This window comes from Scytonema sp. NUACC21 (genome assembly GCF_054684315.1).
The window spans coordinates 17,268-33,632 of record NZ_BAAFZH010000036.1 but is presented as its reverse complement, the minus strand read 5'-3'; the positions used below and the strand labels follow the sequence as shown (position 1 = coordinate 33,632).

At 42.2% G+C, this 16,365-nt stretch carries 12 protein-coding genes and 2 pseudogenes; 6 read left to right on the top strand and 8 right to left on the bottom strand.

All coding sequences use genetic code 11. From position 1 onward, the window contains the following. Both ACYRY3_RS03650 and nadD read right to left on the bottom strand, forming a co-directional pair. Positions 1-264, bottom strand: a 264-nt coding sequence (locus tag ACYRY3_RS03650) for a glyceraldehyde 3-phosphate dehydrogenase NAD-binding domain-containing protein (RefSeq protein WP_460200402.1), incomplete at its 3' end; no start/stop codon positions are given. 122 nt (positions 265-386) lie between these two features. Beyond that, positions 387-1,007 carry a nicotinate (nicotinamide) nucleotide adenylyltransferase gene (nadD, locus tag ACYRY3_RS03645; protein WP_460200401.1) on the bottom strand — a complete coding sequence of 207 codons (621 nt, stop codon included), beginning with the start codon at positions 1,005-1,007 and terminating at the stop codon, positions 387-389. Between the two features lie 341 nt (positions 1,008-1,348). Here nadD and murC point away from each other — a divergent pair, with 341 nt between their 5' ends. Both murC and ACYRY3_RS03635 read left to right on the top strand, forming a co-directional pair. Further along, on the top strand, positions 1,349-2,812 hold the full coding sequence (murC, locus tag ACYRY3_RS03640; RefSeq protein WP_460200400.1) for a UDP-N-acetylmuramate--L-alanine ligase: 1,464 nt from the start codon (positions 1,349-1,351) through the stop codon (positions 2,810-2,812). Between the two features lie 154 nt (positions 2,813-2,966). Next, positions 2,967-3,419 (top strand): annotated as a pseudogene (locus ACYRY3_RS03635) (FAD-binding protein); the annotation flags it as partial. A 465-nt stretch (positions 3,420-3,884) separates the two neighbouring features. On the opposite strand, the gene ACYRY3_RS03630 reads toward ACYRY3_RS03635, so the two are convergent. After that, positions 3,885-4,061 (bottom strand): DNA-binding protein, encoded by a 177-nt coding sequence (locus ACYRY3_RS03630; protein ID WP_460200399.1) that lies wholly within the window; start codon positions 4,059-4,061, stop codon positions 3,885-3,887. A 212-nt stretch (positions 4,062-4,273) separates the two neighbouring features. Between ACYRY3_RS03630 and ACYRY3_RS03625 the strand changes: the two genes are divergently transcribed. Together ACYRY3_RS03625 and ACYRY3_RS03620 are read left to right on the top strand one after the other, a co-directional pair. Continuing rightward, positions 4,274-4,840, top strand: a complete 567-nt coding sequence (locus tag ACYRY3_RS03625) for a DUF2087 domain-containing protein (RefSeq protein ID WP_460200398.1) — start codon at positions 4,274-4,276, stop codon at positions 4,838-4,840. A 230-nt stretch (positions 4,841-5,070) separates the two neighbouring features. Then, entirely contained in the window at positions 5,071-6,654 is a 1,584-nt protein-coding gene (locus tag ACYRY3_RS03620) for an AAA family ATPase (RefSeq protein ID WP_460200397.1), read from the top strand. Positions 6,655-6,820: 166 nt separating this feature from the next. Here ACYRY3_RS03620 and ACYRY3_RS03615 read toward each other — a convergent pair. Both ACYRY3_RS03615 and ACYRY3_RS03610 read right to left on the bottom strand, forming a co-directional pair. Further along, a pseudogene (locus ACYRY3_RS03615) lies at positions 6,821-8,053 on the bottom strand (protein kinase domain-containing protein); the annotation flags it as partial. 188 nt (positions 8,054-8,241) lie between these two features. Beyond that, positions 8,242-8,841, bottom strand: a complete 600-nt coding sequence (locus ACYRY3_RS03610) for a response regulator (RefSeq protein WP_460200396.1) — start codon at positions 8,839-8,841, stop codon at positions 8,242-8,244. 221 nt (positions 8,842-9,062) lie between these two features. Between ACYRY3_RS03610 and lipA the strand changes: the two genes are divergently transcribed. After that, complete coding sequence (lipA, locus tag ACYRY3_RS03605) at positions 9,063-9,965, top strand: lipoyl synthase (protein ID WP_460200395.1); 903 nt, start codon at positions 9,063-9,065, stop codon at positions 9,963-9,965. Positions 9,966-9,999: 34 nt separating this feature from the next. Here the strand turns inward: lipA and ACYRY3_RS03600 are convergent, their stop codons facing one another. After that, positions 10,000-10,191: a hypothetical protein gene (locus tag ACYRY3_RS03600; RefSeq protein WP_460200394.1), complete on the bottom strand. Its 192-nt coding sequence runs from the start codon at positions 10,189-10,191 to the stop codon at positions 10,000-10,002. An 11-nt stretch (positions 10,192-10,202) separates the two neighbouring features. Here ACYRY3_RS03600 and ACYRY3_RS03595 point away from each other — a divergent pair, with 11 nt between their 5' ends. After that, entirely contained in the window at positions 10,203-13,634 is a 3,432-nt protein-coding gene (locus ACYRY3_RS03595; RefSeq protein ID WP_460200393.1) for a CHAT domain-containing protein, read from the top strand. A 15-nt stretch (positions 13,635-13,649) separates the two neighbouring features. Here ACYRY3_RS03595 and ACYRY3_RS03590 read toward each other — a convergent pair whose 3' ends face one another. Together ACYRY3_RS03590 and ACYRY3_RS03585 are read right to left on the bottom strand one after the other, a co-directional pair. Further along, a complete protein-coding gene (locus ACYRY3_RS03590; protein WP_460200392.1) occupies positions 13,650-15,272 on the bottom strand; it encodes a mucoidy inhibitor MuiA family protein in 1,623 nt (540 codons plus the stop codon). Positions 15,273-15,389: 117 nt separating this feature from the next. After that, positions 15,390-16,337: a LysR substrate-binding domain-containing protein gene (locus ACYRY3_RS03585; protein WP_460200391.1), complete on the bottom strand. Its 948-nt coding sequence runs from the start codon at positions 16,335-16,337 to the stop codon at positions 15,390-15,392. Positions 16,338-16,365: the final 28 nt, after the last annotated feature.

Below are 16,365 nucleotides of genomic sequence, written 5' to 3'. Positions count from 1 at the left end.
TTTCCAGGGCAAGTTTTCTGGGTTGCGGTCGGATACACACTTTATGGTTTTACCGTTAACGGTGATAGAGTTATCATCGGCGGTAATATCAACATTTTTTAACTTCCCTAGCATTGAGTCATATTTCAACAGGTGTGCGTTGGTTCTAGGGTCTGAGGTGTCGTTGATAGCAACGAGGTCGATGTTGCTATTTTCCCGACCCAACCAGCAACGCGCAAAGTTACGTCCGATGCGCCCGAAACCGTTTATTGCTACTCTAATCACAGCGTCTTGCCCTCTGTATACTTATACCTAAAGAAATGCTACTGTTGACCCCGATCATACCTTAAAGGGGGGAGTATTTATAACTATAAAGTGTTAGATGTACAAAAATAAATATTTTCTTCCTACCCATTTTTGTACAGCCCGTGTTTATCGATATAAACCCTTACGGGTTCTGGGACTAAGTAACGAATCGATCTGCCTTCACAATACAGGTTACGAATTAGACTTGACGAAAGCCCAATAAAAGGGATATGCAATAATTGCCAGTGCATGCTAAAAGTTTGTTTTGTGAGCTTTTGCACCACTTGCTTGCAGATTAACTCACTTTGAGTTATAGTCTCACCACTTAGGAGTCGAGGTGCGATCAACCACTCACATAACTGTGCTAATTCCTGTCCACGGTACCAACGAGGCAAGGTTTGGAACGCATCCAAACCAATAATCCAATACCAGCGTGTATCTGGGTAATCGGCTGATAAATCGATCAGGGTGTCAATCGCATAAGAACTTCTGGAACGACAGTTTTCAATAGGTGATACAGCAAATCCTGGATTGTCTGCGATCGCTCGTTGTACCATTTCTACTCGATGTTCAAAAGCCGCCGCTTGTTTGTAAGGAGGATTGAGTGATGGCACCCAAATTACCCGTTCTAGAGGTACTTGAGCTAAAGCTGTTTCAGCTAGAAGCAAGTGTCCCCAATGAACTGGATCGAAAGTGCCTCCAAAAATTGCTAGTCGTCGCATCGACTCAGTTATGTGATAGCGTTATTGGTTTTCTCGGGAGTTAACCAACAATCTCCTAATATAGCAAATTCTTGAAAACTAGGTAAAAATATGTATTTGAAATTACAATCATTTGTTTCCCGATCTAGCAGAAATTTTAAGAATAAACATAATATCTGTTCATACAGAGAAAAAATCTCTATCAAGGGTAAAATCAATTTGAATCTGCAGAACAATAAGGGAAAAATAAGTTCAACACCCATGCAACATATATAAGGGTAGTATCGGTAAAAATATCATTCCTGTTATGATACGCGTGTCATTTAATATTATTGTGTGGTGTGGTGTAAGAGGAGAAAACAATGCAAAATTCAGCAGTAGACTTTAGCGGCAGACCCTTTCATTTCATTGGTGTGGGCGGCATAGGGATGTCCGCTTTGGCATACGTTCTGGCAAAACGTAATTTACCAGTTTCAGGATCGGATGTTCGTCCAAACCAGATTACACGACGTCTGGAATCTATCGGAGCTCATATTTTCGGGAAGCAAGAGGCAAGTAATCTAGAGTTCTTTAAACCCCATTCAAAATCTCATGAATCGGTATTAAATACAAAAGAATTACCCAATTGTAAAGGAGCAAACTTGCCGCAAGTGATTTGTTCTACAGCAATTAACACAAGTAATTTAGAATATAAAGCAGCTCTTGAATTAGAATGTCCAATCTTTCATCGCTCCGATGTATTAGCAGCGTTAATTGCTGATTATCACAGCATTGCAGTAGCAGGAACCCACGGGAAAACGACAACCAGTAGCATGATTGGTTACATGCTTCTGGAAGCAGGTTTAGATCCAACAATTTTAGTGGGTGGTGAGGTTGATGCATGGTCGGGAAATGCCAGACTAGGAGAAAGTCGATATCTAGTAGCGGAAGCAGATGAATCAGATGGTTCACTAGTCAAACATGCCCCTGAGATAGGCATTGTTACCAACATAGAATTGGATCATCCCGACCACTATGAAACATTAGACGAAGTGGTGGAAATCTTCCAAACATTCGCTAGAGGTTGTAAAACCTTGATAGGTAGCATTGATTGTGATACAGTACGCGATCGCCTAAAGCCAACAATTAGCTATAGCTTATATCCCGATGGGAATGCCGACTATACTGTTACAAACGTAGATTATCGCGCTGATGGTACAACAGCTCTTGTATGGGAGAAAGGTAAAGCATTAGGCGTTTTAAACTTGCGCCTGCTGAGTAAGCACAACTTAAGCAATGCCTTAGCAGCCGTCGCTGTAGGTAGGTTATTGGGCTTAGAGTTTGGGGAAATTGCCAAGGGTCTGTCCACCTTTGAAGGTGCAAGACGCCGCTTTGAATTCCGAGGTGAAGCCAACGGCATTACTTTCATCGATGACTACGCCCATCACCCCAGTGAGATCCGTGCTACCCTCGCCGCCGCACGTCTCCAAGCAAGACCGGGACAAAGAGTAGTTGCTATCTTTCAACCCCATAGATATAGCCGCACACTGACTTTTCTGGAGGAATTTGCCGCGTCTTTTAGTTATGCCGATTTAGTTGTCTTGACAGATATTTACAGTGCTGGGGAGCCAGATTTAGGGCAAATCAGTGGGCAAAAATTGGCTGATGAAGTTGCCAAACAACATTCGCAGGTAACCTATCAACCAACGTTAACAGCAGTGTGCTCCTACCTGCTGCAAACACTGCGTCATGGAGATTTGGCGCTGTTTCTGGGAGCGGGAAATCTCAATCAAATCATTCCCGATGTCATGGCAACACTTTGCCAAAGTTCTAAAGCAACTTCCTAATAACAGCTAGGTATGCACTTAGAGGTCACAAAACCTACACAAGGGACTATTCCTCTACCTGCATAGTGTCCGTCTAGCAATAGTTACGTTGCCCTTTTCAACTGTCGTATTTTGACGACAGATAAACATCAATATTTACCTCATTGTAGAAGATATGACTATCTCCCAGGCAGTTGCAAATGTCTGTACAGTTCCTAGCATAAATGCCAGCAGACAACTAATGGCTAATTCTATCGAAACTAAGGAAATTTATTTACCAGGTACTGATTGCGTTATCAGGTCGCAGGTTTCCCTAGCAGGATATACTTCTTACAGGGTTGGCGGTCCTGCCCAATGGTGTGCTGCCCCTCGCAATCTAGAAGCGTTACAAGCCAGCCTTCGATATGCTCAAGAACATGAATTACCAGTAACAATACTAGGAGCTGGTTCTAACTTGCTGGTGAGCGATTGTGGTATATCAGGGTTAGTCATCGTGACTCGTCATCTCCGCCACAGCCATTTTGATTTAGCAACAGGTCGAGTTACAGTAGCAGCTGGAGAGCCACTTCCTGGCTTTGTCTGGGAAGCAGCATCTCTGGGATGGCAGGGACTCGAATGGGCGGGGGGTTGGTCTGAGTTGTAATAGCGAAGACAGCGCAACTACGAACCTATCAAAACTTTTGCGATAGACCACTAGTAAAAATCGTCCTTAGTTATTTGTCATTTATCGTTGGTAAGGGTTTTAGATGCATTTACATTTTGTAACGTAATTCTGTTTATTCCCGCCCACTTACTTATTTTTTTAACAGCAAGGGGTGAGTTCACCAATTTTTCATTAACAATGATTCACGTTAGTAGGGAAATACTTCAATTCATCTACCTAAGAACATAAATTTAAAAGATGCTATTTTGATTTCTTAATACATCAATTTGTATGGCTTATAAGTTGTAGATTGGGTTGAGGAACGAAACCGAACAATTTGATTAAACTTACGCTTGGGGAGATTTGCCCTCTTAGGCGATTAGTGACAACCTATCGTCTAATAGCCAGTCAGGGAACCAAGAATACCCGCATCTTTGGATTGGGGAGTGCTTATAATGTGGATCGTTTTCTTGCCCGATAATCCAGTAAAGCTCCTTGACTCACTACAGTTCGTCCATTTCTCTGAAACGTGGGAATGTGTCCTTTCTGTAGAGCCATGTAAAGGGTAGACTGTTCTACTTGTAAAAATCTCGCTGCTTGTACGAGTGAAATCCCTCGCTTAATCATATTTTGACTCCTAATGTTCCGTTAGCGATCGCCGAAATATAGCGAAATGTAAAAAACTACTTAAGAAATCTAAATATTCTTAGTAGTTCGTAACAAAATTAACGTAATTCAAAAATCTCCAAGACAAGCCTTGTGCTGTGTCGGAAGAGGGCAGCACAGTCACTTTAATGAAAATCTAATTAGATTTGCGTCTAATAACAGCTTAACAGAAAATGAACAATGAGCAGTTTAAAATTCTGCTGCGCTTTTTTAAGGCGTTGGCAGATGAAAGCCGACTCAAGATTTTGGGTATCCTGGCGAATCAAGAGTGTAGTGTGGAAGAATTGGCAGTGCTTTTACAGCTGAAGGAGCCAACGGTGTCGCATCATCTTGCGAGGCTGAAAGAACTGAAGTTGGTCACTATGCGCCCGGAGGGCAATGCTCATTTGTATCAGTTGGATAACCAAGCCCTACAAAACAGCAAGGAAATGTTTACCCTTGAGACAATAGCCTCTCTCGTTGAGGAAGTTGATACCGAAGCATGGGAAAGCAAAGTCCTGAATACCTATACTGAAGGCGATCGCCTCAAAGAAATTCCCGTCAGTCGTAAAAAACGTTTAGTCATTCTTAAGTGGCTGGCAACCAAATTTGAAGTGGGGGTCAATTACCCAGAAGACACTGTCAATGAAATCCTCACGCACTACCATCCCGACTACCTAACCTTGCGGCGAGAGTTGGTTAGTTACCAGTTCATGCAAAGAGCAAATGAAATTTACTGGCGTTCTTCAGAGCAAAAATAAAGCCACCCACCATTCTCTCCCACCAGAGCATCGGTAAACAAATCATAAACAACCCAGTAGAGACGCGCCATGGCGCGTCTGTACATTATCGACATTCTTTTTCAAATTGGCATAAGGCACTGCCCACCATTCTCTTCCACTTAAAGGTGCAAGATGTCAATATAATTGACTATCGTTTCTTAGTGAAAATCCTTATCATATAAATATCAAGTATCTTGAACTTCAAAAGCATGAGTTTTGAGCTAGAAAAAGTTATTAATACAATTCTTCCTTTTGCTAGTCGAAAAGTGATTGATATAGCGCAACGACAAGAAAATGTCATCAAAATTTTAGAAAAATTAAAATTAGATCCACACCAGATACCCAGCGACTTTGAGGGTGTTTATGTATATGCTTTGGTTGAATACGGTGTAGGAAAATCAGAAGCAATTTTAAATTTTTGGAGAGAAAAAGAGATTAAATCCAAATTTTGGCAAGCTTTTAACGATAACCCAGCAAATTTTATTAATGATGCAGAAAATTTTATAGATTGGAATATTTTAGGAGATAAAATTCGAGTAGAAAACCTTGATATTCGTGCAGAAATTACAGAGTTTTATCAAGTATTTTGCAACGTTGCCAAGCGCAGTCGCAAACCTGGAGAAATTGTTATTGACCCCAAATTTCAGAATTTAACCGAACAATTACCCTATCCCGATGAGTTCAAATCGTTAATCGAAGAAAAGTTGAAATCATTTTGCGGTCGCCAGTTTGTATTTGCAGAATTCCAAAAATTCCAGCAAACTCATTCAAAAGGTTATTTTACCTTGGTGGGAGATGCGGGAACGGGAAAAAGTACAATTGCTGCAAAGTATGTGTCGCAAAATAATTGTCCTTGCTATTTTAATATTTTAGCAGAACGACGCAACCGCCCAGAGGACTTTCTGAAAAGTATTCGTCAGCAGTTGATTCAACGGTATGGGTTTCAGGGTGCGGATAATACCAACTTACAGGAATTATTAGTTAAAGCTAGTCAAAAGCATTTTGCAAACAAGAAAAATCCACCTTTGGTAATTGTGGTTGATGCACTAGATGAAGTTGACCAACCGGACGGTGCGGAAAATATTTTGTATTTACCGGAATATTTACCAGAAGGAGTTTATTTTTTCCTAACACGAAGACCCTATGCTGACGTACAAAAGCGTTTGCGTTTGCAGGTTCCGGAGAAAGAATTAGATTTAACAGCAGAGGAATATCAAAATTTAAACTTAAAAGATGTAAAAACCAGGATTCAGTCATTTCTAAATGACCCAGCATATCAGAAAGATTTGCAAAAGTGGATTGCAGACCGCCATATCTCCCAAGATGACTTTATCACTGAAGTCGCAGCTAAAAGTGAAAATAATTTTATGTATCTGCGTTATGTTTTACCGGAAATTGCTGGCGGATTTTACAAAGATTTGACTTTAGATAAATTACCCAATGGATTGAAAAGTTATTATCAGCAGCATTGGGTGCGGATGGGAATGGAAAAGCAAAGCCAGAAAATTCAATTCATTATTCTGTATATTATTGTAGAGTGGAATACTCCACCCATTTCTTTAAGCGATCTGGCAGAAATTTCCGGCAAAGATAAATATGAAGTAGAGGAAATTTTAGAGAAATGGCGTGAATATATAAAAGTGCAGATTTTAGATGAAGATGGTGAAGAAGAGAAATGTTATCGGGTTTATCATGCTAGTTTTCTTGATTTTCTTAAAAACCAAGGAAAGTTAGATAAAAACAGGAAAATTTTTGAGGAGGTAAATCAACGTATTGCGAGTTATTTATATTAAACCGTTAGATGAGTATCAAAAATATAAACGAACAGCAGCTTTTGTAAGCAATTTATATCGCAGGAAATATTTAAAGATAATGCGTTACGCTGTCACTAAAGCACCCTACGAATCCAATACTACTCGAATAAGACAATTTTATTAGTAGAGACGCGCTGTTTGAAGCGCCTAAGGCTGACAAAATCTTAGATTTCCATTGTTGAAGAATGGCATCAGGTTCACTCAACAACTGTCTGATTAAATCTTGAAAAGCTTGTAAAAATCCTGATAAAAGAATATCGCGTTGAAATTGGTCAAACTTCCCTTTAATAAAGTAGCTGCGTTGACGAACAATTGGTTTGTGAACTTCGTTAACAACAGCCGTCTTACCAATACCAGAGGGACCAGTAACCAACACTATTTCAGATGTACCACCTGTGACTCGTTCAAAAGCTGCAAGTAAAGTTTCTACTTCTTGCTGGCGACCGTAGAGTTTTTCAGGAATCAAAAAACGATCGGAAACATCCTGTTCTCCCAACAGAAATGGTATAATATTCCCAGTTTCTTCCCACTGCTGAGAGCAAATCTCTAAATCGTGTTTTAAACCGAAAGCACTGTGATAGCGATCTTCAGCATCTTTTGCCATGAGTTTGCTGATGATATCTGATACGGTTAAGGGAAGATTAGAATTTAAAGAATGAGCCATAGGTGGTTGTTTAGCAATATGGCAATGCACTAACTCCATAGGGTCTTTTGTTGTGAAGGGTAACTGTCCGGTCAGGAGTTCAAAGAATGTGACGCCAAGGGAATAGAAATCGCTACGGTAGTCAATCCCACGGTTCATTCTTCCTGTTTGTTCTGGAGAAATGTAAGCGAGGGTACCTTCTAAACAGTTGGGATTTGTCAGTTGTTGAATTTCTTTCGGTAAGAGACTAGCAAGACTAAAGTCTGTCAGTTTAACTTCTAAAGTTGTCGGATTGATGAGAATATTGCCCGGTTTAATATCCTTATGAATGATGCGATGACAGTGTAATTCATGAAGGGTAGAGGCAATTTGAATGGCTATGTGAAAAAATTGTTTTAGAAAAGATGTGTCTGTAATTTCTACACGACTGATATAATCTTTTAGGGGAATACCGCCAAAGTCTTCTAGAACCAAAACATAACTATTGTGATAGCTTTCCAAGCTATAGGGTTTGACAATACCTGCAATATTAAGGTTTTTCGCGATCGCATATTGTTTGCGGAACTGAGCAATTTCATGATAAGTTGGGTATTCATTCCGCATCAGCTTTAAGATAACCAATTGTTGGTCTTTTTCTCGAATACCTTGATAAACCAGGGTTTTGCTTCCCGAGTATATTTGTTGAGTTATGCAATAGCCAAGAATAGCAAAAATTGGCTCTGAGTGTATCAACATTTACATTCTGCCCTGAATCACATACTTATGATTTAGTATTCCCCAACGCATAGTCTTTCTATCATTTCAAAGGGAACAGGGAACTCTTAACAGGGAATAGGGAATAATCGAGATATGACGACAAAAATCTAAACGCCATACCCTATACTGAGCACGGCGTTAGAAAAATATCATCACGATACTTATTGTTATTTGATTTTTTGTTTGATAAAAGTGACAACTTGATTGAGTTGTTTTTTCAAAGCATCAATTTCTGCCTGCATTTTGGCAATTTTTTCATTTAATGCTTGGATTTCAGCAGCTGAAGCCCCAGTTTCAGTTGGAGTTGCTACCACTCCATTGGAAGTAGCTACTGCTCCATTAGTAGCATGAATAGCAGTTGCAGCAACTTGCACTGGTTCGGGACGCGGCTGTTTTGCCTTTGTCATGGCAGATTTGATCGCCGCAATGAGTTGCTTTTGATCGAAAGGCTTCCCAAGAAATTCAAAATATTCAAAGGGTTCTGAAATTTTCTCAGTCACCTCTTCCTTACGACCAGACATAAGCACCAAAGGAATCTTCCTGAGATCGTTTTGGGCTTGAATCTCCTGGAAAACTTCCCAACCACTCTTTCTGGGAAGTAGGAAATCCAGCATAATCAGGCTCAGTTTTTCCTGACGGATTAAATTCAATCCTTCCACACCGTCTTTGGCTTCCAAGACTTGGAAATTGCCTGGTGGTAACATTTCTCTTACTTTTACGCGGACAACTGTAGTGTCATCGATAACTAGAATTTTGTTACTTGTCACGACTGTTTGCTCTAATAGAAACTTTAGGTTTATAAGGCGGTTGCGCCACTTGACGTCAAGAATGCTCCCACTATACCCAACATCTATCTAGATTGGGGGAGAGTAGTTTCCGGTAGAATTGACAATAGTTGATGTGTATTAAATTACTAATTCTCAACTCAATATCCAATCGTGTCAAAGTAATACTTAAGGCAACTGCGTTAAAAAATTGTGAATTGTTTATGAGTTCTCCGCAACAACCCCAACTAAAATCTGAAATTATGGCAATGCCTTCGTGGTTGCGTCGCCCAATTGGTAAAGCCAGCGAACTCTCCACCGTACAACGTATCATTAAGCAGCGTCAAATTCATACAATTTGCGAAGAGGGGCGCTGTCCCAACCGAGGTGAGTGCTACTCTCAAAAAACTGCTACTTTCTTACTCATGGGACCAACTTGTACTAGGTCTTGTGCTTTTTGTCAAGTAGATAAAGGTCACGCGCCCATGCCTGTTGACCCAGAGGAATCAAAAAAGGTTGCAGAGTCCGTCCAGCTTTTAGGATTGCGTTATGTAGTACTGACTTCTGTTGCTCGTGACGATTTACCAGACCAAGGGGCGGGTCACTTTGTCAAGACGATGGCGGCGATCCGTCAAATGAACCCAGAAACTCAAATTGAGGTGTTGACACCAGATTTTTGGGGTGGCGCAGGTGCGGGAGAACAAGGTCAACGCCATCGCATCGACAAAATTGTGAAGGCTAAGCCCGCCTGTTACAATCACAATATTGAAACAGTACGACGCTTACAAGGTCCAGTGCGTCGGGGTGCAAAGTACGATCGCTCCCTTTTTGTACTGCAAGCGGTCAAAGAGATTGACCCCACAATTCCTACAAAATCGGGTCTGATGCTCGGACACGGAGAAAACTTTGATGAAATCGTAGAAACAATGGTAGATTTACGCAAAGTAGGATGCGATCGCATTACAATCGGTCAGTATATGCGTCCTTCCTTAGAACATCTGCCAGTCCAAAAATATTGGACACCAGAAGAATTTGATGAATTGGGGAGAGTTGCAAAGGAAATGGGCTTCAGTCATGTTCGTTCTGGCCCTCTAGTACGCAGCTCGTATCATGCAGGAGAAAATTGACCGAAAGTCGAAGGGCGCAAGCCCCTAAATTTATTTATGGGGATAAGCCCGAAGGGGATTTTAATCCCCGTCCAAACTCTTCTATCAATTCACTAACACTGATTTTCCGCCTACTAGCTTCTGCCTTCATACTCTCCCAAGCAGTTGGCGTTACCATGATTTGATGTCTGTCTTTTACTTCATCGTGCAAGACCGGTACATTTCTCAACCTTTTCTTTGTTGCCATCTTTAGATACTGTGTATATACTGTATATAAGTGCAGCTACTCTTCACAATATTGGCCAAGTCCACCATGCTTTAGGTGAAAAACAGCAAGCACTGGAATACTACAATCAGGCATTACCACTTTGGAAATCTGTAGAAGACGCAGCAGGAGAAGCTATCACTCTCAACAATATTGGCGCAGTCTACTCCGACTTAGGCGAAAAACAGCAAGCACTGGAATACTACAATCAAGCACTCCCACTGAGACGTACTGTGGGCGATCCTATTGGAGAAGCTGTTACCCTAAACAGTATCGGCTCTGTTTATTCCCACTTAGGTGAGAAACAGAGGGCATTAGAATACCACAACCAAGCACTGATGTTATTGCTTGCTGTAGAAGACATTTCCGAGACAGCTACAACTCTCAATGACATCGGCAAAGTTTACTTTGATTTAAATCAGAAGCAAAAAGCCCTCTCCTACTTCAACCAAGCACTACCACTCCAGCAGTACACAGGCGATCGCGATGGAGAAGCAACTACCCTTAACAATCTTGGAATAATTTATGAGGCTTTAGGTAACAAGCAGCAAGCATTAGAGTGTTTTAATCAAGCACTTCTTCTTTGGCGCACTTTAGAGAACCCAAAGGGAGTTGGTACCACTCTAAATAATTTCGGTCAATATTACTCTAATATAGGTCAGAAACAGCAGGCACTGGAGTATTATCTCCAAGCACTTTCCATGAGACGTTCTGTGGGAGACCGTACTGGAGAAGCTGTTACTCTTAGTAATATCGGCGTCATTTACTCCGAGCTTGGCGAAAAGCAACAGGCGCTTTCCTACTTCAACCAAGCACTCTCACTGAACCGTGCCGTGCAAGATTTGACTGGGGAAGTTGTGACTCTCAATAATATTGGCAAACTTTACGATGATTTAGGCGAAAAACAGCAAGCATTGGAGTATTACGATCGGGCACTACTAATCCTACGTGTTTTGGAAGATTGTAATGGGGAAGCCATCACCCTTAACAATATTGGCTCAGTCTATAGCGCTTTAGGCAAGAAGCAGCAAGCACTGGAGTACTACAATCAAGCACTACAACTGTTACCTGCTGTAGACAATCCTGCTAATGTTGCCACGCTCCTTAATAATATTGGCGTAATTTACAACTATTTAGGTCAGAAACAACAAGCATTGGAGTACTATAATCAAGCGCTGCCAATCCAACAATCCTTAGAGAATCTTGCAGGTGTTGCCACCACTCTCAACAACATTGGTAAAGTTTACGAAGATTTAGGAGAGAAGCAGCAAGCATTGGAGTACTACAACCAAGCTTTACCACTTTGGGATGCCGTACAAGACCGTGACGGGAAAGCTCGCTCCCTTAACAATATTGGTAAAGTCTATGCCGATTTGGGCGAGCAACAACAAGCATTGTTGTATTACAACCAAGCACTATTACTTAGGCGTGCTATAGGAGACCGTGCTGGGGAAGCTTCTAGCTTGAATAACATTGGTGCTGTCTACAACAGCTTGGGAGAGAAGCAACAAGCGTTCTTACACTATAACCAGGCACTTTCACTCTGGCGTGCCGTGGAAGATCCTGATGGCGAAGCCCGTACCCTCAACAACATTGGTGGAATTTATCATAGCTTAGGAGAAAAGCAGCAAGCGCTGTTGTATTATAATCAAGCACTATCACTTAGGCGTACCGTAGGAGACTGTGCTGGGGAAGCCCGTTCCCTAAATAATATCGGTGGGATATACGACGATTTAGGAGAAAAGCAGCAAGCGTTGTTGTATTATAGCCAAGCACTATCACTTAGGCGTGCCGTAGAAGACCGTGTTGGGGAAGCCCGTTCCCTAAATAACATCGGTGGAATCTACGATAATTTAGGCGAGAAGCAACAAGCGCTTTCATACTACAATCAAGCATTACCACTCAGACGTGCTGTAGGAGATCGGGCTGGAGAAGCTGTCTCTGTGCATAACATTGGCAAAGTTTACGAAGATTTGGGGGAAAAACAGCTAGCTCTAGAGTACTATAACCAAGCACTGGTTCTTCATCGTGAAGTAGATAATCCTGCGGCTGTTGCCGCTACACTTGGTAATATTGCCGTGCTTGAACGCGATCGCGGCAATATCAACCTAGCTTTAACTCAAATCAAGTCTGCGATCGAAATCATTGAGTCCCTACGTACTAAAGTTGACATATCCGATCTTCGAGTTTCCTACTTTGCCACCGTACAGGACTATTACGGACTTTACATTGACTTGCTGATGCAGCTACACCAACAAAATCCCGACGTTGGTCATAACGTTACCGCATTAGAGGTATGTGAACGCGCTCGTGCCCGCACTCTTTTAGAGCTACTATACGAAGCCAGCATTGGTATTCGCCAAGGAATAGACCCCACTCTATGTAATAAAGAACACCAATTCCAGCAGCAACTGACAGCGAAGACACAAGCTTTGCAACATCTGCTTAAAGGCAGACTCCCCAAAGAACTCCAGGAAGGAGAAAAAAAATTGGCAGAGACGTTCATAAAAGAGATTGCGTCACAGATGGCGCAGTTACAGGAACTCGAAGCTGAAATGCGCGTCAAAAGCCCTCGTTATGCAGAACTAAAATATCCCCAACCACTAAGTGCCCAAGAAATTCAGCATCAGTTGTTGGATAACGAAACCATTCTTTTATCCTATTGGCTTGGTGATGAACGCAGTTACTTGTGGGCAGTAACACCGACAACTATTATGAGTTATCAACTAAAAGCCAGTTCTGAAATAGAGACAGCAGCGCAAGAATTCTACGAATACCTGACTGTACCCGAAAAGAGAGAAAAGCGGAAAAAGGCAGCCAAAGTGACAGCTACGCTCAGCCAAATGCTTCTCCAACCAGTAGCAGAGCAATTGAAACAAAAACGCTTGCTTATTTTAGGCGATGGTATACTACAAAGAATACCTTTTTGTGCGCTCTCGCTTCCTCAAAGTTCTGAATTCAAGCCGTTAATAGTCGAACACGAAATTGTGAGTTTGCCGTCAGCTTCGACTCTGGTTCAAATTAGAAGTGACCGAGCTCGGTTTGTTCCCCCTGCCACAACAGTAGCAGTATTGGCAGATCCCGTCTTCGATAAAACAGATGAGAGGATTACAGGAGGAGGATCTCCCCAACCCAGTCATTTGCAACATCAAATCCCTTTACCCTTACCCTTACCTCCCCTAGGAAAGATAAGTAGAGATATAGGAAAAAACAACACAGAACAATTATTCTCGCGCCTACCCTTCTCCCGCTTGGAAGCAGAGGAAATTAAGAAACTGATGTCTGAAATATCCTCCCTGATGTTAGCTTTAGATTTCGATGCCAGTCGTACAACCTTCACCAGTTCCCAATTAAGTCGGTATTCTTATATACATTTGGCTACTCAGAGATTTAGAGAGAGGTTTTCCAGATACCGTGAAAAGTAAGACGAAAAACAGAAATCAAACATCCAAACCAATAACGGATATTTCAGGTGGATGCTCAACAACAAACTGGTAATAAACTTCTCGTTTTGCTTCTGGTGGAAGAGTTAAATCCCATTCCAAAATTCCCATTTCTCCCAATTGAATTTGTGGATTGCTCCGAGTGAGGCGGGCTTTGATTTGTTCGTTGCGGCTGACTGGAAGTTGTTCGGTTAATTTTAGATGAGCTTCTTTATCGGACAAATTAGCGATCGCTATCCGGTAACCGTATGTAATTCTACGATTGTTGCCCATCAGCTTTTTGTCTACCTGACGTTCGACCAAGTCGCGCTCAATTTTCAAACTTTCGTCAATTCCCAAATTCAGTTGAAATTCTTGACCGGGTGCAATATTTCCTAGTTGAGTTGTTCCGACAAAGGTATTGTCTCGAAAAAGATTGGCTTTCCCTGGAAGTAAAGTTCCATTATTGGCACTATTTTTTATCTTCGCCTGTAGGTAGGCAAAGCTCACCAAGCGAGGTACAGCTACGTGCTCAAACTTGCAGGGGTAGTCATCGTTGAAGATAGTTGTTTTATGGGGTGCGCCGTCGCTGGGAATCTTACCGCTGCTACTCAATTTAAAACTAACTGTGCTGCTTTCTTTGGAAACTTCTGCCACAACTGTTTCTGCTTCAACAAAGCTTTCCTCTGATTTGTCTGTAGCCGCGTTATGACTGTCCGCAGCCGCAGCCGCCATTGCTATGGAAGGTGTGAGTCTGTGTAAAGCCCGTTGCTGTCGGAGGTTGTCTATTGGGGTGGGTACGTCTAGATACCAAGGTTCTAGTTTGGGTGGCAAAGTTCCCAGTCCGGGTTTGGCGGTAGAGAGGGTCAAAGGTACACCAATCCAATCTTCTCCAGTGCTTTGGGTGACTTCTGCTAGGTAGTTGAGGTTGAGAAAACGATTGTCGGTACTGACTGCTAGGTCATACTGTGGAACCCAACTGGCTTGGTTCACGATGTAGGAAACTTCTAACTCAAAATCACCTGCACCTGCAGGTTCGACTGCTACTGTTAAGGAAAAATTTTCTTGAGGGTGAGATATTTGGATTTTTTGCAACTGCTGGCGAAGGGTTTCTAACTGCTTGTTTAATTCCTGCTGCTGAACTTTGCACTCTCCTGTGGCGATCGCATACTCTGCGTACTGGCTTCCCAAAAAGTTCAAAAAATCCAATGTTTCGCTGGGGCTAAGATTTTTCCTTGACAAACTTTGTGCGAAGGGTTCCTCTGTTTTCTCACGCAAACCTTCCAAAAACTTAGACTGCAATGCCAAACCATCAATTTGAGCTTGGACACTGCGCCATTCTGCTTCTAACTGTTGAATTTGCTGGTTGAGCTGTACAACCCGCACCGTTGCTGGTTCGTTTGTGAAAACCCGTTCTATGCTCACTTGGGATAAACGAACTGCTACCTGACCCATACCGCTTACCCGCACGGATTCCGTATCTAAAGTATTCGGTAATTGGGTAACGAGCAATTCCCGTTCTTGTCCTGTAAGCGCTACGACACCCCGTCGTGTCACAAGAGCTTGTTCAGTGTAAACCGTCACGCCTACTACCTCGGTTTTTACTGTCCTTCTTGCAGGGGATGCTTCCGCGTTAGTCACTGCCAAGTTTCCTCGTTGTGAATATTTTTGGTGCTTTTTCAAGGGTTAAATGAACTATCCAAAAGCAGCTTTTGAGCAGCTGCCTTTGAAATAGATTATAGACATGAGGATTTAAATTTACACGCTGGGTTCAAGGATTTCCTCAACCTTTTCCTCACTGTGACCATCGGTTGGTTCTGCAAATTTTTTGGCGGCATCTAGCAAATACTCAAAATAGGTACGAGCAACGATAGATAGCTGTTTTCCTGCAGGATAAACCATGTACCAGTTTCGTTGAATGGGAAAGTGTTCTACGTCCAACACAGTTAAATCTGTGTTTTCAATTAGGGTGTGTCGGGAAAGAACAGAGATTCCCAAACCACCTGCGATCGCGTGCTTAATTGCCTCGTTACTTCCCAATTCCAGTTTAACTTTCACCGCCACCCCTTGTTCATCAAATAACTTTTGGACTGCTCGCCGCGTTCCAGAACCCGGTTCGCGCATAATAAAAGGTTCATCAGCAAGACGGTGTATGGGAATATTCTTTTCATGTGCCAGAGGATGGTTGAGTGGTGCTAAAACGACGAGGGGGTTTTCCAAAAAAGCTTGGTAATTGACATCTAGATGTTCTGGTACTTGACTCATAATGTACAAGTCATCCATATTGCTGCTCATGCGTTCTAGAATCCCTTCATGGTTTGTCACTTGCAGCGCTATGTCAATTCCCGGATAAAGCTGGCAGAAGGGTCCTAACAAGCGTGGTATGAAATACTTTGCTGTGGTGATCACTGCCAAACGCAATTGCCCTTGTTTGAGCCCTTTTAAATCTGCCACTGTCATTTCAAATTGAGATATTGTCTCAAAGATTTGCCGACAAGTGGCAAACAGTTGCCGCCCTGCTTCTGTAAGATATAGGCGCTTCCCTACTTGCTCAAATAATGGCAATCCCACCGACTTTGTTAGTTGCTTGATTTGCATGGAAACAGTCGGTTGGGTGAGAAATAATTCTTCAGCAGCACGAGTAAAGCTACCGTGACGTGCCGCAGCCTCGAACACCTTCAGCTGGTGCAGCGTTGCTTGGTTCAAGGGGGTATTCTCCTCTAATAACGGTCAA

Coding starts and splice junctions, on each gene's coding strand:
- nadD (WP_460200401.1), bottom strand. CDS start 1,007: ATGCGACGACTAGCAATTTTTGGAGGCACTTTCGATCCAGTTCATTGG.
- murC (WP_460200400.1), top strand. CDS start 1,349: ATGCAAAATTCAGCAGTAGACTTTAGCGGCAGACCCTTTCATTTCATT.
- ACYRY3_RS03630 (WP_460200399.1), bottom strand. CDS start 4,061: ATGATTAAGCGAGGGATTTCACTCGTACAAGCAGCGAGATTTTTACAA.
- ACYRY3_RS03625 (WP_460200398.1), top strand. CDS start 4,274: ATGAACAATGAGCAGTTTAAAATTCTGCTGCGCTTTTTTAAGGCGTTG.
- ACYRY3_RS03620 (WP_460200397.1), top strand. CDS start 5,071: ATGAGTTTTGAGCTAGAAAAAGTTATTAATACAATTCTTCCTTTTGCT.
- lipA (WP_460200395.1), top strand. CDS start 9,063: ATGAGTTCTCCGCAACAACCCCAACTAAAATCTGAAATTATGGCAATG.
- ACYRY3_RS03600 (WP_460200394.1), bottom strand. CDS start 10,191: ATGGCAACAAAGAAAAGGTTGAGAAATGTACCGGTCTTGCACGATGAA.